Below are 20,532 nucleotides of genomic sequence, written 5' to 3'. Positions count from 1 at the left end.
GAGCATTCCATGCACAACGCACCCAAGCCGAACCTAGAAGATCTGCCCACCAAAGCGCAGCTTCGTCGGTCTTCCATCGTGGCTGGCATCGGCGCGGTGGCCATCGGCGTGATGGTTTATATGCCTGCGGAACTGGGCAAGGATCCAACCGGTTTCGGCACGCTTCTTGGCCTGACGGAAATGGGCGAGATCAAACAGCAACTCGCCGCCGAGGCCGCAGCAGACGCGGAATTGCACACGCCGGATGAGTCCTCTTCGCTGATCAACGATCTGATGGGCTTGTTTGTATCTGCCGCCTACGCCGAAGAGGCATGGGCGGACGAGATCACCTTCGTCCTCGATCCCGGTGCGTATATTGAGATCAAAGCCACGATGGAGGAGGGCGCCACGCTCTATTACTCATGGGTGGCAGACGGTGGCCGGATCAACTTTGATCTGCACGCCCATGCCGATGGTCAGAACGTGACCTATGAAAAGGGCCGCGGTAAAACCGCAGGCGAGGGCAGCTTTGAAACGCCCTTCGCAGGCAACCACGGCTGGTTCTGGCGCAACCGCGACAAATCCGAAGTGACCGTCACCCTGCAACTGCGCGGCGACTACAGCGCGATTGTGCAGGAAGAGTGATTTAGGACATCATTCTTTCGCGGTTGACTTGATCTGTTCGATTTCTGCAGCTTTTGTCTGGGGAACCTGTTCACATAGACGGCAATCTGTTCGGAGCTTTTCCAACAACGAGGTTTTTTGGTAAAAGAACAGAAATGTACCAACTGCTAACAAGGCTATGAAGGGAACAAAGCTACAATATTGCGGCCTTTTGATATTACTTACGAATTTTTCGATTCTCGCTGTGTGCGTCCAAAGAAATCCAAAAATTGTTGCAAGTATGGCAACGTAAACCATCCATTCTAAGAGGGGAATGGGCGAACTACCATACATGCAACTGTGAATAGACAGTGGAAAGGCCACCCCCACGTATGCCCCGAAAATGTTTTGGCAGGAGCTGTGTAATTCGGTTAAGGCTCTTGAGATAAAGCTGGACTTCGCTAAGGCCGAAGCAATTTGCATTATTGCTGTCGCCAGAATTAAAATAACCGCCAATGTTCTCGATAATACCGAATTTACGAGATCTTTTGCTGCATCGTATGAAGCGCTTTCAAGATTGAAAAGTGCGATAGTCGACGCTAAGGAACCTATTACGAACCAAAGGCCAAAGGGCCCTATTATTGTGTTCCATGTTGATGGTTCTTTTTCGCTCTCTTGCGGTTTGTCGGTTGTGTTCACGCCACTAGTACCCATTCAAATTTGGAGTTTGACGGGATATATTAGTATGGCGTTCATGTAGCAATTCTAGATTGCTAACTTAGTCAAGTTAACAATCCTTGGTGGTTTTGTGCGGGCCTAACTCACTCCGCCTTCCCATCCTCGACCAGTTTGCTTTTCTTTTCGCGGTAGCTTGACGGGCTGGCGCCGATAAAGCGTTTGAACATGCGGCTGAAAAAGTAGGGGTCGGAAAAACCAAGTTCTGCTGCCACGGCCTTAACCGGCAGGCCCTGGCCCAGACGGTTGGCGGCAAATTCCATGCGTTTGAGTTCGCGGAACTTCTGCGGTGTCATACCGATCCGGTCGCGGAACGCGCGGCGGAAATAGTCGGGGTTATAGGGCACATTCGCCATGGTCTCCTCGACCACCGAACCCAGTGGGTCCGCCGACAGGTGAGTGGCCACGAACATGATGTGCATCGACAGCTGATCCTGTGAATCCTCGATGGCCTCGTTCGATTTCCAGCCCAAAAACGCGTCTTCCAGATAGGCCAGCAACAGAACCATAAACTGGTGATGCTGTGCCAAAGTGGTCGAGGTCGGGGTGGCCGACGCGCGGTAGTGCTGCACCAGCGGGCCCAGTGCCTCCCAATCGCGCAGGCGCACTTTGCGGTGCAAATCCATCTGCGACACCACATTGCCGCGTCCGAACAGATCGAGCGTAAAGTGCTGTGCGACACCGGTGTAAATGTCATCGCCGCCACCGTGCTGGCCCCGAAACCGCGTGTAGGCGGGGATCAGCAGCGCATCGCCCGGTTCAACTGTGATCTCCTCTCCGTCGATGTGATATAGCCCCCGTCCGGTCAGGCAGATAATCAGGTCGTGTACGGGGTTCAGTTTGTCGATCCGCCACGCGGGACCGTGGTGCATCCGGATCGTCGAACGCGCCAAACGCAGCGACAGCGACCGCATTGGCATAAGGGAAAGCGGAAAATCTACGGTTTTGTCCATCTTTTTGTCTGTAGCTGACATTTAGTCGGGCTGGCAAGGCGATTTACTGTGCTTTCAGGGAATCAATACGTGGTCCTGACCGAAAAGGATGGACCTTAGGGAGGCAAATAAGCATCCATTTGACCTGTGCATTGTCGATTTGCACAGGAAGAGGGGCGGCTTGATCTATAAACACATGAACTATTTCGAACACGCGTATACCGGCGGTGCGTCCGCCTCTTACGTGACACCCCACTGCGCCCTTAGCGCCCCGCTTGGCGGGCTGATGCACGGAGGCGGCGGTCATGGGCGGTGACAGTAAGTATCTGGGGCTGTGGTATGTTTCGCCCTACATCATCGGTTTGTTGCTGTTCACAGCCTTTCCGTTCCTTGCCTCTTTCTACCTGAGCTTCACGGATTACGATCTGCTGTCGACGCCTGAATGGGTCGGCATGAAGAACTATGAAAAGCTGTTCACCCGCGACCGGACGTTCGATAAGTCGCTGAAAGTGACGCTGATCTATGTGTTCACGACCGTTCCGCTGAAACTGGTCTTTGCCCTGTTCATCGCGGTGGTGCTGAACTACCGGCTGAAGGCCATCAACCTGTTCCGCACGGCCTATTACGTGCCATCGATCCTTGGCGGGTCTATCGCGATTGCGGTTCTGTGGCGCTATATCTTTGCCGATACGGGCCTTGTGAATATGGGCCTTGCGCTGTTCGGGGTTGAACCGATCAACTGGTTCGGCGATCCCAACACCGCGCTGTTCACCATCACGCTGCTGCGTTGCTGGCAGTTCGGATCGGCCATGGTGATCTTCCTTGCGGCGCTGCAATCGGTGGACAAATCGCTATACGAAGCGGCCGCTATCGACGGTGCGGGCCAGTGGCAGATCTTCCGCTACATCACCTTGCCGCTGATCACGCCGGTGATCTTCTTCAACCTGATCATGCAGACCGTACAGGCGTTTCAGGAATTCAACGGCCCCTACATCATCACCGAAGGTGGTCCGCTGAAAAGCACATACCTGCTGCCGCTGTATATCTACGACGAAGCGTTCAAGAGCTTTGACATGGGCTATGCCTCGGCCATCGCTTGGGTGCTCTTCGTGATCATCATGGTTCTTACACTCATCGCGTTCTGGTCCTCGAAAAAGTGGGTCTACTACGCTGGCGACAAGAGGAGCTGAGCAATGGTGTCCTATTCCGAATTGCCCAACCCCGCCCACAACACCGGCGATGCGCCGACCCAGTTGGAACTGAAACTGCGCCGCAAGGCTCGCATCAATTCGGCGCTGCGATACACAGTGCTGGCGGTCATCGGCCTGATCATGGTTTATCCGCTGATCTGGCTGGTGGGGGCGTCGTTCAAGACGAACTCTGAAATGTTCTCGTCGCCCGGCTTCTGGCCCAGCGAACCCACGGTTCAGGGCTATATCGACGGTTGGAAAACCTCGACGCCCTACACCTTCGGGCATTTCTTTCTGAACTCGCTCTGGATCATCATTCCGAAAACCATCGGCACAGCGATTTCCTGTACGCTTGTGGCCTACGGCTTTGCCCGCTTTGACTTCCCGGGCAAGAACATCCTGTTCGCCACGGTGATCGCAACGCTTCTGTTGCCCAACGTTGTCACACGTATTCCGCAGTACCTGCTGTTTCGTGACATCGGCTGGCTGGACAGCTTCCTGCCGCTGTGGGTGCCGTCTGCGATGGCGGGGGATGCGTTCTTTGTCTTCATGGTGATCCAGTTCCTGCGCGCCATCCCGCGCGACATGGAAGAGGCCGCACGTGTGGACGGGGCAACCACCCTTCAGACGCTGATCTTTATCGTTGTTCCGATGCTGATGCCTGCGCTGATTTCGGTGTGCCTGTTCCAGTTCATGTGGACCATGAACGATTTTCTGGGGCCGCTGATCTATATCAGCTCGGTTGAAAAATACCCTGTCAGCCTCGCACTTAAACTGTCGATCGACACAACCGAAGCCTTCGCCTGGAACCAGATCCTCGCCATGTCCGTGCTCGCGCTGACACCGTCGCTGGTCGTGTTCTTCATGGCTCAGAAATACTTCATCGAAGGCATCTCTACCGGGGGGGTCAAAGGCTAATGGCCGAGCTTCAACTCAAATCGCTGGAAAAAACCTATGGCAACGGGTTCAAGGCCGTTCACGGCATCAACCTTGAGGTCAAGGAAGGCGAATTCATGGTGCTGGTCGGCCCGTCCGGCTGCGCCAAGTCCACAACACTGCGGATGATTGCAGGGCTGGAAACGGTCACAGGCGGTGAAATCCGCATCGGCGATCAGGTGGTCAACGATCTGGTTCCGGGCAAGCGCGGCATCGCGATGGTGTTCCAGAACTACGCGCTTTATCCGCATATGAAAGTGCGCCGGAACCTGTCCTTTGGCCTGCGCCTGAAACGCCAGCCCAAAGACCAGATCGAACAGTCAACACAGGTTGTGTCCAACATCCTTGAGATCGAGGAACTGCTGGATCGTCTGCCGAAACAACTGTCCGGCGGTCAGGCCCAGCGTGTGGCGCTGGGGCGTGCGTTGATCAAGGAACCGGACGTGTTCCTGTTCGACGAACCGCTGTCCAACCTTGACGCCAAACTGCGCGCCTCGATGCGGGTGCGGATCACTGATCTGCACAAACGCCTGCGATCCGAAGGCCGCCCCGCGACCGTGGTCTACGTGACCCACGATCAGGTCGAAGCGATGACCATGGGCGACCGGATTTGCGTGATGAAAGACGGCCACATCATGCAGGTGGCCGATCCTGCGACGCTCTATGAACGCCCTGCAAACGCCTTTGTGGCGGGCTTCATCGGCATGCCGGAAATGAACCTTGTGCCTGCTGTTCTTAGCAGCAACGGCGCAGCCCGTCTGACCCTTGCCGGACAAACCATCATGGCAGGACCAGACCTGACAGCACGTCTGCAAACCGCGGATGGGCCTGTCACCTTGGGCATCCGTCCGCAGCACCTTGAGGTGCTCGAAGACGGTGCCGCAGAGGCGTTCAGCGGAACGATCTCGAACCTCGAGTTTATGGGGCACGAGGTCAACGTTCATGCCCGTGTCGGTGACGCGACCTTTGTCGCCGTCGTGCCGACCGAACGTTTCGACACCACCCTGCAACGTGGCGACAAAGTGGGCCTAAGACCCATCGCGGCACGTCTGCATCTTTTTGATCCGGAGACCGGCGAAAACGTGTCGCTGGCTGACCAGAATTCATAATCGTCCAGGGAGGAAACTGACGATGAAACTGACTGTATTGGGACTTGCCCTTGCCACAACTGCGCTTGCGGGCACGGCCTCTGCTGCCGACCTGCGCATGAGCTGGTGGGGCGGCGACAGCCGTCACGCGGCCACGCAAGAAGGCATCAAGGTCTGTGGCGAAAAGTACGGCCACAACGTTAAGCCTGAATTCACCGGCTGGTCCGGCCACTTTGAAAAGGTCGCGACCCAGATCGCAGGCCGGACCGAGGCCGACATTATGCAGATCAACTGGCCGTGGCTGCCGATCTTTTCCGCCCGTGGCACAGGCTTTGCCGATCTGAACGAACTGTCCGGCACAATCGATCTGGGCCAGTGGTCTGCTGATCAGCTGGCTGCAGGCACCATGAAGGGCAAGCTGAACGGCCTGCCGGTGTCCACAACAGGCCGTCTGTTCGTGTTCAACAAAACCACCTTCGACAAAGCGGGCGTTCCGCTTCCCACCACATGGGACGAACTGATCGCGGCTGGCCCTGTGTTCAAGGAAAAGCTGGGCGACGATTACTTCCCGTTCGAAGCAACCAAGCTGGACGCGACGCTGATCGTCACGCTTTACGGCACGCAGAAAACCGGCAAGCCACTGATCGACCCCGAGACGAACAAAATCCTGTGGTCCAAAGAAGAACTGATCGACGCGATCAACTTCTACCAGACGCTGGTCGACAACCACGTGATCAACAACTGGAAGGCCGCGCAGGCATCGGGCGTCAAGGCGCTGCACGAAGATCCGGCATGGGCCAAGGGCAAGATCGCGGGCACCTACCAGTGGGATTCCACCTACTTCAAAATCAACGATCCGCTGGAAGATGGTCAGGAACTGGCCTACGTCGATCTGCTTAGCCAGGATGGCCAGCAGACACCGGGCATCTACCGTAAGGCATCCATGGTCTTCTCGATCTCGGCCAATTCCGAGAACAAGGAAGCCGCCGCTCAGGTCTTGAACTGCCTGCTGAACGAACCCGAAGGCATTGCGGCCATGGGCACCGCCCGTGGTGTGCCGTCCTCGACCGCCGCGCGTGAACAGCTTCTGGCCAATGACGCCATCAAGCCGGTTCAGATCGAAGCGCAGGCCAAGGTTCTGGCAGCGGCCGGTCCGGCGATCCACCCGTTCATGGAGCATCCCGACGTCCGTTCGGCGATGCAAGACAATCTCGAGCTGTTTGCCTACGGCGAAGTGGATGCCGAAACGGCAGCGGACGAGATGATTTACGGCATCGAAGAAGCCTTGGCTGACATCGACTCGTAATCCTCCTGACGGGGCGTCTGCTGTCCTCTAACCCGCAGACGCCCCGCCTTTTCGAACAATGGTTTGTCTATGAGCGATCTTCGCGTTCTCCAGCTGTCTTCGCGGACAGCAAGTCTTTTGCTGGCCCCGGGCGGCGCACGCTATGCCGTGCCGGTTCCGATCAGCTGGCAACTCAGCTGTGGTGACAAACCCTGCGCGTCGGGCAAGGCCACTGTGGCTCCGCTGTTTTTCGAAAACCTGACGCCGGATACCGAATACTGCCTGACCACGCCGTTGGGGCGTCTGCGTTTCCGCACGCTGAAATGTGCCGGTCTGGTGGATGCGCGCAACTTCGGGGCCGATCCCCGCGCCGCCGACAACTCCGCCGCGATCCAGCGCGCGATTGATGCTACGCCCGAGGGCGGCACCCTGCGCATTGCGCCGGGTCGCTACACCATCGGACCGATTTTTCTGAAACCGCGGATGACGTTCTATCTGCCCGAAGGGGCCGAGCTGAACGCCCATGGTGATTGGTCCGACTGGCCGATCCTGCCTGCGCGCGATGACACAGGCCGCCCTCTGTCCAGTTGGGAAGGTCTGCCAGAAGCCGCCTTTGCGGCGCCGGTTACAGCCATCGACTGCCACGGCCTGATCCTGACGGGCAGGGGCGTGATTGATGGTGGTGGCGACAGGGGCGATTGGTGGTCGTGGCCCAAATCCACCCGCCGCGATGCCCGCCGCCCGCGCACGCTGTTTCTGGCGTGGTCGGACGATGTCCAGATCTCGGGCTTGACCATCCGCAATTCGCCCAGTTGGACGGTTCACCCCTTCCGCTGCGACCGGCTTACGGCCTCGGCCCTGCATATCCAGAACCCTGCCGACAGCCCGAACACCGATGGCCTGAACCCCGAAAGCTGCTGTGACGTGACCCTGACGGGTCTGCATTTCAGCGTGGGCGACGACTGTATCGCGGTAAAGGCCGGCAAGCGCGGGGATCAGGGCGAGGCTGATCACCTGGCGCCGACCACGGGCCTGACCGTCACCCATTGCTTGATGGAACGCGGCCATGGGGCCGTCGTCCTCGGCTCGGAAATGTCCGGCGACATCACCGATGTCACCATCACCGACTGCACGTTCGACCGGACCGACCGCGGCCTGCGCATCAAAACCCGCCGTGGACGTGGCGGGCGCGTCGCCAATGTGGTGATGGAGCGCGTGGACATGACCCATGTGGACACACCCGTTGTCGCCAACGCCTATTACTTCTGCGACCCCGATGGCAGCGATGATTGGGTGCAATCCCGCAAACCCGCCGCCATCACTGAAAAAACGCCTGCGATCGACAATATCCTTGTCCGCAACGTGACGGCCAAGATGGCAAAGTTGGCGGGTGCCGCGATGCTGGGCCTGCCCGAAAGCCCGATCACCAATGTGCGGCTGGAATATTTCTCGGTCACGTTCGACCCCGATGCCGAACCCGCCGAACCCCTGATGGCCGAGGGCCAAACGCCCGTCCGCCACATCCCCATGATTGCCGAAAATACTCAGGTCACGGGCGAACCCCTGTGCGCCGAACCTTTGAAGGACCCCATCCTATGTTGATCGATTTCTTTGATGCCTTCGCCCGCGATTACCACGCCTACAAACGCGGAACGTGGTGCTATGAGGATGGTCTGCTTTATCGCGGTCTGCAGTTCCTGTCTGAGGCAACAGGCGATCCGCGCTGGGAAGCGCATCTGATGCGTCTGATCAACGAACAGGTGCAGGATGGCCCCGAAGGCGCAACACTTTTCGGCTATGATCCGGCTGAGTTTAACGTCGACCATGTGCTGTCCGGCCGGTCGCTGTTGTATTTGCACGAAAAAGCGGGCGATGCACGGTGGCTGTCGGCGGCGGGGCATCTGCTGACTCAGTTGAAAAACCACCCCCGCACCAAATCCGGCGTCTATTGGCACAAGCTGAAATACCCTTGGCAGGTCTGGTTGGACGGCCTGTACATGTGGGCACCGTTCCAGATCGGCTATGGTCAGGAAACAGGCGATGACGCTTTGGTTGCGGACGCGTTGCAGCAGGTGTCGACCGCCTTGGACATGACCTACAACGCCGACACCGGTCTTTACGCCCACGCCGTTGACGAAGCCCGCCTTCAACCGTGGGCCGATGCGCAGACAGGCCACAATCCGGCCCACTGGTCGCGTGCGGTGGGTTGGCTGGCGATGGCGCTGGTCGATATCCGCGAACTGGTCGGTGCCGCGCGGTTTGAACCGCTTGAGGCCCGCACACGCGGCCTTTTGAAACGCACGCTGGACCTGCGCCAGCCGTCGGGGCTTTGGCTTCAGGTCATGGATCAGCCCGATCTTGCGGGCAACTACGGCGAAAGCTCGGCCTCGGCGATGTTTGTCTATGCCTTGCAAAAAGGCAGCACGCTGGGCCTGTGCGATGCGCCGTCTGACCTGATGGATAAGCTGACCGCTGGCGTCATGAAGCAGGGCGCAAACGGCCCCGAGATGGCCGGGATGTGCGAGGTCGCGGGCCTTGGCTATTACGAAAGCCGCTTCCGCGATGGCAGTGCCGAATACTACGTGTCGGAAAAGGTTGTGTCGGATGATGTCAAAGGCGTCGGGCCGATGATGATGGCTTATGCGGTGTCGTTGGAACTGGAAGGTCAGCGCATGCCGTCAAAGGTCAGCGCCTAAGCCTTTATGAAACCGGTTAACCCCGAACTGACCGAAGAACAGGCCGCGCTGTTCACGCGCGACAGGGTGTTGTCCCGTGCGGGCGCGACGCTCGCGCCTGACGACCTGCCGTGGTCCCCTGCATGGGGCGCGTCGCCCGATTGGGTGATGACGGTCGGCGTGACAGGATCGGACCACAAGACCGTCCAATCCGCCGTTGATGCCGCGATCATGGCTGCTGTGGCCGATGGGCATGGCGGGCTGGCCGAGTTGCGGCTGGCCGAGGGCCAGTTTGACGGTTTGGTCTATCTGCCCAACGTGCAGATCGGGGATGACGCATTGCGTTTCCGGATCACCGGCGCGGGGCAGGGCAGGACGGTTCTGACCGCCGCCATCGATGCGGAATCGCCGGGGTCGGAATACCGCGCACGTTTCGCGGCGCAATTCGCGGTCTCCCCCCTTCCGGTGCAGGTTCTGTACGAACAAATCGCAGATCGGGGCAAGCTGAGCACAGCCAATGCCTCGGTCCTGCGGAACGAAGCGGTGGGCACCTGCCTTCAGGGCCTCAGCATCCGCAACACTTACAACTGCGACCGCGATGCCGCCGCCGAAAGCGATGAGAAAAACGCCCAAGGGCAGTATCTTAGCGGGCAGCATCAGGCAGTGGCTTTGCTAAGTTTGGGCGACGGGCTGGCTGTGCGCGACGTGGCGCTGCACAGCTTTCAGGACACGCTGTATCTGCAATCCCGCGAAGGCCGCATCACCCGCAGCGCCTTTGAAAACTGCCTGATCGAAGGCGATGTGGATTTCATTTTCGGGCAGGGCACCGCCCATTTCCAAGGCTGCACCATCCGGTCCTTGGGCAGTCGCAAGGCCCAAAGCTGGGCCACTGCCCCCAGCACGCGGATGCACGTGCCCTACGGTTTTGTCTTTAACGAATGTCACTTCACCCATGACGGTGCGGGCGATGTCGCGGGCGGGCAGGTCTTGTTGGGCCGACAGTGGTTCGAAGCCGTGCGCGCGACCCCCTATGGCATCCCGCCTGATCCCGACTACCGCGTCGATCTGGGCCCTGTGTCGATCCTGTCTGAAGATGGCAACACCATCAGCCGCCAGACGTTAGAGGCGGTTGGCAAATGTGTGCTGCTCAACTGTCGTATATCCTCAGAATACAACTCTGTATCCCCATGGGGACCATGGTGTGGCGGGCATTGGGACCGTGAGGGACAGCACCATCCGGCCCCGTGGCATCCCCGCTACAGACCTGTGCAAACAGGTCTTCAGGATTTGCAGGCCGAACTGGGCCCGTGGCTGGCAGCACAAGGCCTTTGCTATGATTCCGCGCACCACAAAGGGCCGTGGATGGGCCTGTGGCGATGCAGGTTTGAAATCTGAGCCAGATAACAGGTTTCAGTAGACAGTCACGCGGCTGTCGTGTTCCGTGGATAGCAACAGGGAAATCCCAGCCAGCCACGGTGCCCCATGATCCCACTTCGCCCTGATCCCGTAGAATTCATGACCGGTCGCCATAGCGGTACTGATCGTCCAGGCGGTATTTCGATGCCGGGGGGCGGCGGTAAATTCACACCGGACGGGCAGGCGCTGATCTGGCCGGGGAATACGTTCATCTGCCACATCAACCGTAAATCCCCCCAGTGGGAGGCGATGCGGGATCTTCAGGAACAGGTCAAATGCAGCGAATTCCAGCGCTTCTTTGCGTTTCTCACGCCCACCAGCTTTCACATGACGGTGTTTCAGGGCCTGTCCCCCGATCTGCCCGCCAGCATGCCCGATGGACTTGCGCCGAACACACCGCGCGACAGGGTCAGCGCCGAACTGATGGCCCGCACCCGCGATCTGGTATTGCCGTCGTCCTTCCGCGTCACCACGACCGAATTGTTTGCCCTACATTCCCTGACAACGGTCGGCGCGGATGAGGCGGCCGAGGCCGATCTGCGCCATGCCCGCCGGATATTGCGCGATGCGACAGGGATCAGTCCCGCGAAATTCGATTACTATGTGTTCCACATCACCATGGCCTATCCGCTTGATTGGGTGTCGGACACGCTGGCGCAGGAAATGGCGGATTTCAGCGCCGAACTGACGGCGGATGTGGCCGAAGACATCGGGCCTATCGACCTCGGGGCGATCGAATTCTGCACCTTTGACACAATGCATCATTTTGAACCGCTGATGCATCTGACGGGGCGATCTGCATAAACACGCCATAGCAGGTGTTGCAGGTGCTGGTAGAACGCGGCCTTTTGGATTAGCCTAAGCGAATACGAAGGGACACCATTTTGCCATGCACGACACCGTACATGATCATCTGATGGAAGGATCGTGGGTTGACCGGTTTCCCGGGCTGCAGCAACTGCCGCCCGAACATCGTGCTATTCTGGAAAAAGGCAGCAAGGTGATCTCGGTCCCTGAGGGCACACAAGTGTTCGGCCCCGGCCAATCCGCAGATAACCTTTTGATGCTTCTGGAAGGCACCGTGCGGGTCCAGCAGACCTCGGACACGGGGCGCGAGGTGTTCCTTTATCGTGTGAATGGCGGTGAAAGCTGTGTTCTGACCACAGCCTTCATGATCACCTTTGACGACTATTCCGCCGAGGGTATCGCAGAAACCGACGTTCTGGCCGTGGCAATTCCGCGTGCCACGTTTGACGAACTGGCAGGGCTGTCCAAGCCCTTCCGCGATGTGATTTTCGCCGCCTATTCGCGGCGGATGACTGATTTGTTTACTTTGATTGATGACATCGTTTTCCAACGCATGGACGTGCGTTTGGCCGCGCGGTTGCTTGAATTGGCGGGTGACGGCGATACGGTCAAGGCAACGCATCAGGTGCTCGGCAACGAACTTGGCACCGCCCGCGAAGTGATTTCTCGCACCCTTTCAGAGTTCCAACGCCGTGGCTGGATTGAACAATCCCGCGGTACTGTCCGTATTATCGGACGCGAAGGATTAGAGCGTTTGGCACGCTCTTCTTCCTCTATGTGACGAAGTCACCGTAGATTTGACCACCATGTGAGAAAACAGCGTCATCAAGTGATTCCTTCTGGAGAAACCGAGATGACAAAGAACATGGGAAAACTGGATCGGACCATCCGAATTGTGGTCGCGATCGCTCTGATCGTTTCGGCCTTCACCGGTATCCTGCCTGCCGCAGGTCTGTGGCACTGGCTGGGGCTGGTCGTGGCTGCGGTCTTCTTGCTGACATCAGCACTGGGCAACTGCCCGCTCTACTCAATTTTCGGAATAAGGACGTGCCGCGCATGACACCAATCGTAACTGAATTCACACCCCTGGCTTCGGCCTTTGGCGGTGCGCTGATCGGCGTTGCTGCCGTTCTGCTGATGACCTTCGGAGGCCGTATCTTTGGCGCCACGGGCATCTTGTCAGGTGCGATTTTGCCATCAGGTGCGGGTGACCGAGCATGGCGCTGGGCGCTGCTGGCCGGAATGGTTTCCGGTCCGCTGGCGGTGCAGCTCATGACCGGTTCCATGCCTGCCGTGGAAATCCCGATCTCGCTGCCGATGATCATCGTAGGCGGGTTCCTTGTGGGAGTCGGCGTGAACTTTTCGTCGGGCTGCACATCGGGCCACGGTGTTTGTGGCATGGCGCGGCTGTCGCCGCGGTCCATCATCGCGACCCTGACCTTCATGGCGGCGACAATTGTCACCGTCTACATCGTCCGCCACGTGATCGGAGCCTAAGCCATGAAACTTATCGTCTACTACCTGATCGGTCTTGTTTTCGGCGTCGGCATTTCGATTTCGGGCATGGCCAACCCTGCCAAGGTCCTGAACTTCTTTGACCTTGCCGGATCGTGGGATCCGTCCCTGATGTTCGTGATGGGTGGTGCTTTGATTGTGACGTTTATCGGCTACCGTCTGGCCTTCCGCCGGTCGGCCCCGCTGATGGCGCCCCGCTTCGAAGTGCCCACACGCCGCGATCTTGACCTGCCGCTGATTGGCGGTTCGGCGGTCTTCGGCATCGGCTGGGGTATCGCGGGCTTCTGCCCGGGTGGTGCTCTGCCGGCCCTTGGCACTGGCATGATCGAAGTTGCGATCTTCGTCGCATCCCTGATCGCCGGCCTTCTGACAGCACGCGGATTGCGCCGCATTGGCGTGAACGCACTTACCAAATCTACGACTTAAAGGATCAGACCTATGACCAATTATCCTGTAAACATGTCTGTTAAGCCCGAAGTCAAAGCCTTCTTTGACGAGGCCACAAACACAATCACCTACGTGGTGAAAGACCCGAACTCGAACGCATGTGCCATCGTCGATTCCGTCATGGACATCGACTATGCCGCTGGCCGCATCAGCTATGAAAGCGCGGATGAGGTCATCCAGTACGTGAAGGACAACAACCTGACCGTCGAGTGGCTCTTGGAAACACACGTGCACGCCGACCACCTGTCTGCCGCGCCGTACATCCAGCAGGAACTGGGTGGCAAGATCGGCATCGGCGACAAGATCACCGTTGTGCAGGACACCTTCGGCAAAGTCTTCAACGAAGGCACCGAATTCCAGCGTGACGGGTCGCAGTTCGACAAGCTGTTCCAAGACGGTGACGAGTTCACCATCGGTGGCATGCCTGCCTTCACAATGCACACACCGGGCCACACGCCTGCGTGCATGGTGCATGTGATCGGTGACGCGGCATTCGTCGGTGACACACTGTTCATGCCTGATGGCGGTTCGGCCCGTGCCGACTTCCCGGGTGGTGATGCAGGCGAGCTGTACGACTCGATCCAGAAGGTGCTGGCACTGCCGGACGAAACCCGTCTGTTCATGTGCCACGACTACGGACCGAACGGCCGTGACATCCAGTGGGAAACCACGGTTGCCGAGGAAAAAGAGCACAACATTCACGTCGGTCAGGGCAAGACGAAAGAAGAATTCGTCAAGTTCCGCACCGAGCGCGATGCCCAGTTGGCCGTGCCCAAACTGATCATCCCGTCGCTGCAAGTGAACATGCGTGCCGGTGAAGTGCCGACGGATAAAGACGGCAAGCCGATGCTCAAGGTTCCGGTCAACGGACTGGGCTAATCGGCACACAGGAAAAGGAGCCAGACATGGACCTGAGAAAGATTTCATCCCAACTGAGCGTTTCGCCTCAGATCACGCCAAACGACATGGCCGCCATCAAAGAAGCAGGGTTCCGGTCGATTATCTGTAACCGACCGGACGGCGAAGGTGCCGACCAGCCCAGCTTTGATGAAGTCCAGAAGGCTGCCGAGGCAGCCGGTCTTGAGGTGCGCTATGTGCCGATCAAGGCGGGGATGGTGTCGGATCAGGATGTCGATGCGTTCGGCGCGGCGCTTGATACGCTGCCGGGCCCGACGCTGGCTTACTGCCGGACGGGGACACGTTCCGCGACTTTGTGGTCCTTCCACGAATCCAAGAACCGCCCCATGCCGGAAATCCTGGCTGCAACCAAAGCGGCGGGCTACGACATGAACGGCGTGGCCCGACGCATCGCCAATGGTGGCAAAACCCCCACCGAAACAGGCGACGCAAAGTACGATGTGGTTGTTGTAGGTGGCGGCGCGGGCGGTATTTCTGTCGCAGCCAGCCTGCACGCCCGCAAACCCGATATCTCGATCGCGATCATCGATCCGGCGGATATCCACTATTACCAGCCGGGCTGGACCATGGTGGGCGGTGGCATCTTTGAAGCCAGCGAAACCGCGAAAACCATGGGTTCGCTCATCCCGCGCGGGGTCAAGTGGATCAAGGCCGCCGTGGCCGCGTTCGAACCTGCCAATAACGCCGTGATCCTCGATGGCTGCCGCGTGGTGAAATATGATCGTCTGGTCGTTTCTCCGGGGCTCAAGCTGGATTGGGAAGCGGTGGAAGGTCTGGAAGAAACGCTGGGCCGCAACGGTGTGACATCGAACTACCGCTATGATCTGGCGCCTTACACATGGCAGCTGGTTCAGGAAATGAAGGGCGGTCGTGCGCTGTTCACCCAGCCGCCGATGCCGATCAAATGTGCCGGTGCGCCGCAAAAGGCGATGTACCTGTCCGGTGACGCATGGAACCGTCGTGGCGTTCTGAAGAACATGGACATCCAGTTCATGAACGCGGGTGGTGTGCTGTTCGGGGTCAAGGATTATGTCCCCGCGCTGGAACAGTACATCGACAAATACGGCGTGACGCTGAACTTCTTCCACAACCTTGTGTCTGTGGACGGGGCTGCGAAAAAGGCGACCTTCAAAGTGGCCAAGCCCGATACCGAAGCGACCGAGGTCACTGTCGACTTTGACATGATGCACGTCACCCCGCCGCAAACGGCCCCTGATTTCATCCGTGTGTCGCCCCTGGCGGATGCGGCTGGTTGGGTCGATGTGGATCAGGCGACGCTGCGCCACAAAAGCTTCGACAATATCTGGAGCCTTGGTGACGTGATGAACGCGCCGAACGCGAAAACCGCAGCGGCCGCCCGCAAACAGGCGCCGACGGTTGCGGACAATATCGCGGCTGACATCGATGGCCGGTCACCGGTTGCCGCCTATGACGGCTACGGATCCTGCCCGCTGACGGTTGAGCGCGGCAAGATCGTTCTGGCCGAGTTCGGTTACGGCGGCGTGCTGAAGCCCAGCTTCCCGGCGTTCCTGATCGACGGCACCAAGCCGACACGCGCGGCGTGGTTCCTGAAAGAAAAGATGCTGCCGCCGATCTACTGGAAAGCGATGCTGCGCGGCAAAGAATGGATGGCCAAGCCTGAAAAGCTGACCATCGCCGCCGAGTAATCGGCCCCGAATGCAACGAACAGGGGCGGCGCCCGCCCCCGTTCCCCGAAATGGCCGACTCCTCTCTGTCTGGCCAAAACCTTGGGCAGCTTGTGGCTTGGATGTTCAAGCTGCCCCCTTTTCTTGAATTGACTGCCCATGCCTGACTTCCGCAGATATCTCCCGATCCTCGACTGGGGCCGCAGCTACGATAAAACTGCGTTCTCGAATGATATGATCGCCGCGGTGATCGTGACGATCATGCTGATTCCGCAATCGCTGGCCTATGCGATGCTGGCAGGTCTGCCGCCCGAGGCGGGTCTGTACGCCTCGATCGTGCCAATCCTGCTTTATGCGGTCTTTGGTACATCACGCGCGCTGGCCGTGGGGCCGGTGGCCGTTGTGTCGCTCATGACCGCCGCGGCTGTAGGTCAGATCGCTGAACAGGGCACCATCGGTTATGCCGCCGCCGCCCTGAGCCTTGCGCTTTTGTCCGGTCTGATGCTGCTGGCGATGGGTATTTTCCGTCTGGGCTTTGTGGCGAACTTCCTCAGCCACCCTGTGATTGCGGGCTTTATCACCGCATCCGGTATCCTGATCGCGGTCAGCCAGCTAAAACACATCTTCGGTGTGTCCGCGTCGGGCCATACCCTGCCGGAAATCGTGCATTCGCTGTGGACGCATTTGGGCGACACCAATGTGATCACTCTTGTGATAGGCATCATCGCGATTGCCTTCCTGTTCTGGGTGCGTCTTGGCATGAAAGACGCGCTGATCAAGCTTGGCCTGTCCAACAGTGTCGCGGGCGTTCTGACCAAGGCCGGCCCTGTGGCTGCTGTTGCTGTCACAACTATGGCTGTGGCGCTGTTCCGTCTGGATGAAAGCGGCGTGAAGATCGTGGGCTCTGTCCCGCAAAGCCTGCCGCCGCTGACCATGCCTGCGTTGTCGCCCGATCTGTTGCAGCAACTACTGCTGCCTGCCGCGCTGATCACCATCATCGGCTTTGTTGAATCGATCTCGGTCGCGCAGACACTGGCCGCGAAAAAACGCCAGCGCATCAATCCGGATCAGGAACTGATCGGTCTGGGTGCGGCGAACATCGGTGCGGCCTTTACCGGCGGTTATCCGGTGACAGGTGGCTTTGCGCGTTCGGTCGTAAACTATGACGCAGGCGCGGAAACGCCCGCTGCTGGTGCCTTCACGGCCATCGGTCTGGCGATTGCCGCCCTTGCGCTGACCCCGCTGATCTACTTCCTGCCGACGGCGACGCTGGCTGCGACGATCATCGTGGCGGTTCTGGGTCTGGTCGATCTGTCGATCCTGAAACACGCATGGACGTACAACCGCGCCGATTTTGCCGCTGTTCTGGCGACCATCCTTCTGACCCTTGGTTTCGGTGTCGAGGCGGGCGTCAGCGCCGGTGTGATCATCTCGATCGCGATGCACCTGTTCCGCACATCGCGCCCCCATGTTGCCGAAGTCGGTCTGGTGCCGGGCACCCAGCATTTCCGCAATATCAAACGCCACAAAGTGGAAACCGATCCGGAAATCCTGACCCTGCGTGTCGATGAGGCCCTGTGGTTCGCCAACGCGCGCTTCCTTGAGGATCAGATCCTTGATCGCCTGACCAAAGACTGCGCGCTGAAGCACGTCATCTTGATGTTCTCGGCTGTGAACCAGGTTGACCTGTCCGCGCTGGAAACCCTTGAGGCACTGAACAAACGTCTGGATGAACAGGGCATCAAGCTGCACCTGTCCGAGGTCAAAGGCCCAGTCATGGACCGTCTGCAACGGGCGCATTTCCTAGAAGAGCTGACCGGCAAGGTTTATCTGGCCCAGTATGATGCTTGGCGCGACCTGCACGACGCTACGCCGATCAAGGCCGTGTCCTAAGGGTCAGTCCAGACCGGAATACTTCTTAAGCAAACGGGTGAGGTCGCTGAATTCGGCCTCACTCAGATTTCCGCGTTCTGCCTGATGCAGTGCCAGAAAATCATCCTTGCGCGCAGCGGCGAACGTTTCGCCCTCGGGCGTCAGCGACAGATGCACCGCGCGGCGGTCTTCGGGGGATGCGACCCGTTCGATCAGGCCAGCCGTCACCAAACGATCCACCAGTTTTGTCATATGCGCGGGCTTGATACACAGGCTGCGCGCGATCGCGCCCTGCTTCATGCCCGGATTGCGCAAGACCAGCCAAAGCGCGGTGAATTCCCCCGGCCGCAGGCCCAAAGCCGACAGTTCGTCAAAGAACGCCTCAAAGGCGCGAAGCTGCGCGATCCGCAAAAGAAACCCAAGGGATTCGCCCAGTTCCGCGATCTCGACAGTTTCGTCGTCGGCGGGCAGGGGCGGCTTTTTTGCTGTTTTCGCAGGCATTTTCGCGCGAACCTTCGGTGTGCTTTGTTCAGACTTGATTACCCCTAGCATAAATAGTACCCACGGATAAAGTTTCCATGGAAACTAAATTGGATCAGATTACGGAGGAGACATCTGGTGCAGGACGCAACTTCGCGTGACACGCTTTTCTGGCAGCCCGAAATCCTAAGCGAAACGCGCGACGACGGGACAATCTATGTCTGGCAGAAAGACCCGCTGCCCGCTTATCCCGACCGTCTTTCGGACAAGATCGCGCATTGGGCGTCGGTCGCGCCTGATCGTGTATGGATGGCCGAACGCGGCCCCGACGATGCGTGGCGCAAAGTCACCTACGGCGAAATGTTCGCGCAAATCCGTGCCATTGGTCAGCGTTTGCTTGATCTTGATCTCTCTACCGACCGCCCACTGGTCATCCTGTCGGGCAACTCCATCGCTCACGGTCTGATGGCCTTGGGTGCGCAGTATGTGGGTATTCCGTCGGCGGCTTTGGCGCCGGCCTATGCGCTGGTGTCTGGCGATTACGCGAAACTCAAAGGCATCCGCGACCAGATCACACCGGGCGCTGTTTTTGCCGACACGCTTGATCCGTTCCTGCCCGCAATCGAAGAAGTTTTCCCCGACCTGCCGCGTCTTGCGGTCGAAGGGACAGGCCTGGCCGTATCGTGGGACGATCTGGTGACAACTCCCATCACCCCGTCCGTCGATGCGGCCAACGCCGCAACCGGCCCCGATACCGTGGCCAAGTTCATGTTCACATCCGGCACCACCGGATCGCCCAAGGCGGTGATCCTGACCCAGCGCATGATGTGCGCGAATATGGCGATGGTTGCCGATTGCTTTGCCTTTTTCCGTGATGAGCCGCCCGTCCTGCTGGACTGGGCGCCGTGGAACCACGTCGCGTCCGGCACAAAGGTGTTCAACCTGACGATCTACAACGGCGGCACCTATCACATCGATCAGGGCAAACCGACGCCCAAGCTGATCGGCGAAACCATCCGCAACCTGCGCGATGTGTCGCCCAACTGGTACTTCAACGTGCCCGTCGGCTACGAAATGCTGATCACCGCGATGAAAGAGGACAAGTCGCTGGCGGAGTGCTTCTTCCGCAACGCCAAGCTGATGATGTACGCGGGTGCCGCTATGGCCCAGCACACATGGGAAGATCTGGGTCGTATTTCGGAAGAGGTCACAGGCAAGCGCGTAACGCTCAGCACCGGTCTGGGCGCGACAGAAACCACGCCATTTGCCCTGCAACAGATCGAGTATCAGGAAACGCCGGGCAACGTCGGTGTGCCGTCCAAGGGTCTGACGCTGAAACTGGTCCCGAACGAAGGCAAGTATGAGGCCCGCCTGAAAGGCCCGTCTGTCACGCCGGGTTACTGGCGGAACGACAAACTGACGGCCGAGGCATTCGATGACGAAGGTTTCTACTGCTTGGGCGACGCGCTGCGGTTTGCCGATGAAACCGATCCGTCCAAGGGCTTCTTCTTTGACGGGCGTGTGGCTGAAAACTTCAAGATGGCCACAGGCACGTGGGTCGCTGTCGGTGCCCTGCGCGGTAAACTGAACAACGCGCTCGAAGGTCTGGCGGCAGACGTTGTGATCGCCGGTGAAGGCCACGAGGAACTGGGCGCGCTGCTGGTGCCATTCCGTCCCGCGATCGAAAAGGTCGTTCCGAACGGCGCATCGCTGTCTGACGCAGAATTGCTGGCCCATCCGGCGCTGCGTGACCGTGTCGAAACGCTTCTGGGCACTTACAATAAAACCGCTGGCGGTTCGTCGCTGCGTGTGCCGCACGTGCGTTTTCTGGAAGAGCCGCTCAGCCTTGATAAGGGCGAGGTCACGGACAAAGGATCGGTCAACCAGCGCGCGGTTCTGCGCCTGCGCGCGGATCTGGCGGACTCGCTGTTCACCGACGCGCCCGAGGTCATGCACAGCCGCAAACCGGCTATCTAGGAATATGGTTGATGTCAGATAAGATCGTGCA

Annotated in this window: 21 protein-coding genes; 18 read left to right on the top strand and 3 right to left on the bottom strand. The window is 58.9% G+C overall.

What is annotated here, in order from left to right; genetic code table 11:
- Positions 1 to 9: 9 nt before the first annotated feature.
- Entirely contained in the window at positions 10 to 624 is a 615-nt protein-coding gene (locus tag C4S59_RS15475) for a transmembrane anchor protein (protein ID WP_103911424.1), read from the top strand.
- 9 nt (positions 625 to 633) lie between these two features.
- On the opposite strand, the gene C4S59_RS19525 is transcribed toward C4S59_RS15475, so the two are convergent.
- Positions 634 to 1,281: a hypothetical protein gene (locus tag C4S59_RS19525; protein ID WP_146064552.1), complete on the bottom strand. Its 648-nt coding sequence runs from the start codon at positions 1,279 to 1,281 to the stop codon at positions 634 to 636.
- A gap of 122 nt (positions 1,282 to 1,403) precedes the next feature.
- Complete coding sequence (locus C4S59_RS15465; RefSeq protein ID WP_160006920.1) at positions 1,404 to 2,270, bottom strand: helix-turn-helix domain-containing protein; 867 nt, start codon at positions 2,268 to 2,270, stop codon at positions 1,404 to 1,406.
- A 160-nt stretch (positions 2,271 to 2,430) separates the two neighbouring features.
- Between C4S59_RS15465 and C4S59_RS19865 the strand changes: the two genes are divergently transcribed.
- From C4S59_RS19865 to C4S59_RS15385, 16 genes are all read left to right on the top strand, one after another.
- Positions 2,431 to 2,565, top strand: a complete 135-nt coding sequence (locus tag C4S59_RS19865) for a hypothetical protein (protein ID WP_268810633.1) — start codon at positions 2,431 to 2,433, stop codon at positions 2,563 to 2,565.
- Positions 2,555 to 3,439, top strand: a complete 885-nt coding sequence (locus C4S59_RS15455; protein WP_103911420.1) for a carbohydrate ABC transporter permease — start codon at positions 2,555 to 2,557, stop codon at positions 3,437 to 3,439. The genes C4S59_RS19865 and C4S59_RS15455 overlap by 11 nt, the downstream gene beginning before the upstream one ends.
- A gap of 3 nt (positions 3,440 to 3,442) precedes the next feature.
- The gene (locus C4S59_RS15450) at positions 3,443 to 4,357 is read left to right on the top strand and encodes a carbohydrate ABC transporter permease (protein ID WP_234994791.1); all 915 of its coding nucleotides are present in this window, start codon (positions 3,443 to 3,445) and stop codon (positions 4,355 to 4,357) included.
- Positions 4,357 to 5,484, top strand: coding sequence for an ABC transporter ATP-binding protein (locus tag C4S59_RS15445; RefSeq protein WP_103911419.1), 1,128 nt, complete (start codon positions 4,357 to 4,359; stop codon positions 5,482 to 5,484). Before C4S59_RS15450 ends, C4S59_RS15445 begins: the two co-directional genes overlap by 1 nt.
- Positions 5,485 to 5,506: 22 nt before the next feature.
- Positions 5,507 to 6,769, top strand: coding sequence for an ABC transporter substrate-binding protein (locus C4S59_RS15440; RefSeq protein WP_103911418.1), 1,263 nt, complete (start codon positions 5,507 to 5,509; stop codon positions 6,767 to 6,769).
- Between the two features lie 69 nt (positions 6,770 to 6,838).
- Entirely contained in the window at positions 6,839 to 8,350 is a 1,512-nt protein-coding gene (gene pglA, locus C4S59_RS15435) for a polygalacturonase PglA (protein ID WP_103911417.1), read from the top strand.
- The gene (locus C4S59_RS15430; protein ID WP_103911416.1) at positions 8,344 to 9,444 is read left to right on the top strand and encodes a glycoside hydrolase family 88/105 protein; all 1,101 of its coding nucleotides are present in this window, start codon (positions 8,344 to 8,346) and stop codon (positions 9,442 to 9,444) included. Before pglA ends, C4S59_RS15430 begins: the two co-directional genes overlap by 7 nt.
- A 6-nt stretch (positions 9,445 to 9,450) precedes the next feature.
- Positions 9,451 to 10,818: a pectinesterase family protein gene (locus tag C4S59_RS15425; RefSeq protein WP_103911415.1), complete on the top strand. Its 1,368-nt coding sequence runs from the start codon at positions 9,451 to 9,453 to the stop codon at positions 10,816 to 10,818.
- 87 nt (positions 10,819 to 10,905) lie between these two features.
- Positions 10,906 to 11,643 carry a DUF1868 domain-containing protein gene (locus C4S59_RS15420; RefSeq protein WP_103911414.1) on the top strand — a complete coding sequence of 246 codons (738 nt, stop codon included), beginning with the start codon at positions 10,906 to 10,908 and terminating at the stop codon, positions 11,641 to 11,643.
- Positions 11,644 to 11,755: 112 nt separating this feature from the next.
- Positions 11,756 to 12,427, top strand: a complete 672-nt coding sequence (locus C4S59_RS15415; RefSeq protein WP_103911502.1) for a Crp/Fnr family transcriptional regulator — start codon at positions 11,756 to 11,758, stop codon at positions 12,425 to 12,427.
- A gap of 72 nt (positions 12,428 to 12,499) precedes the next feature.
- Positions 12,500 to 12,706, top strand: coding sequence for a YgaP family membrane protein (locus C4S59_RS15410; protein ID WP_103911413.1), 207 nt, complete (start codon positions 12,500 to 12,502; stop codon positions 12,704 to 12,706).
- Complete coding sequence (locus C4S59_RS15405; protein ID WP_103911412.1) at positions 12,703 to 13,143, top strand: YeeE/YedE family protein; 441 nt, start codon at positions 12,703 to 12,705, stop codon at positions 13,141 to 13,143. Before C4S59_RS15410 ends, C4S59_RS15405 begins: the two co-directional genes overlap by 4 nt.
- A 3-nt stretch (positions 13,144 to 13,146) precedes the next feature.
- Positions 13,147 to 13,587 carry a DUF6691 family protein gene (locus tag C4S59_RS15400; RefSeq protein ID WP_103911411.1) on the top strand — a complete coding sequence of 147 codons (441 nt, stop codon included), beginning with the start codon at positions 13,147 to 13,149 and terminating at the stop codon, positions 13,585 to 13,587.
- 12 nt (positions 13,588 to 13,599) lie between these two features.
- Positions 13,600 to 14,487 carry an MBL fold metallo-hydrolase gene (locus tag C4S59_RS15395; protein ID WP_103911410.1) on the top strand — a complete coding sequence of 296 codons (888 nt, stop codon included), beginning with the start codon at positions 13,600 to 13,602 and terminating at the stop codon, positions 14,485 to 14,487.
- Between the two features lie 26 nt (positions 14,488 to 14,513).
- Positions 14,514 to 16,193 (top strand): bifunctional protein tyrosine phosphatase family protein/NAD(P)/FAD-dependent oxidoreductase, encoded by a 1,680-nt coding sequence (locus C4S59_RS15390; RefSeq protein ID WP_103911409.1) that lies wholly within the window; start codon positions 14,514 to 14,516, stop codon positions 16,191 to 16,193.
- Between the two features lie 138 nt (positions 16,194 to 16,331).
- On the top strand, positions 16,332 to 18,065 hold the full coding sequence (locus C4S59_RS15385) for a SulP family inorganic anion transporter (protein WP_103911408.1): 1,734 nt from the start codon (positions 16,332 to 16,334) through the stop codon (positions 18,063 to 18,065).
- A 3-nt stretch (positions 18,066 to 18,068) separates the two neighbouring features.
- Here C4S59_RS15385 and C4S59_RS15380 read toward each other — a convergent pair whose 3' ends face one another.
- Positions 18,069 to 18,545, bottom strand: a complete 477-nt coding sequence (locus C4S59_RS15380) for a MarR family winged helix-turn-helix transcriptional regulator (protein WP_103911501.1) — start codon at positions 18,543 to 18,545, stop codon at positions 18,069 to 18,071.
- A 117-nt stretch (positions 18,546 to 18,662) separates the two neighbouring features.
- Between C4S59_RS15380 and C4S59_RS15375 the strand changes: the two genes are divergently transcribed.
- Entirely contained in the window at positions 18,663 to 20,501 is a 1,839-nt protein-coding gene (locus C4S59_RS15375) for a feruloyl-CoA synthase (protein ID WP_103911407.1), read from the top strand.
- Positions 20,502 to 20,532 lie beyond the last annotated feature (31 nt).

The sequence above is a fragment of the Thalassococcus halodurans genome (assembly GCF_900108225.1).
GTDB lineage: Bacteria > Pseudomonadota > Alphaproteobacteria > Rhodobacterales > Rhodobacteraceae > Thalassococcus > Thalassococcus halodurans.
Note: the sequence above shows the minus strand (reverse complement) of the source record. Positions and strands in the feature narration are given on the sequence as shown.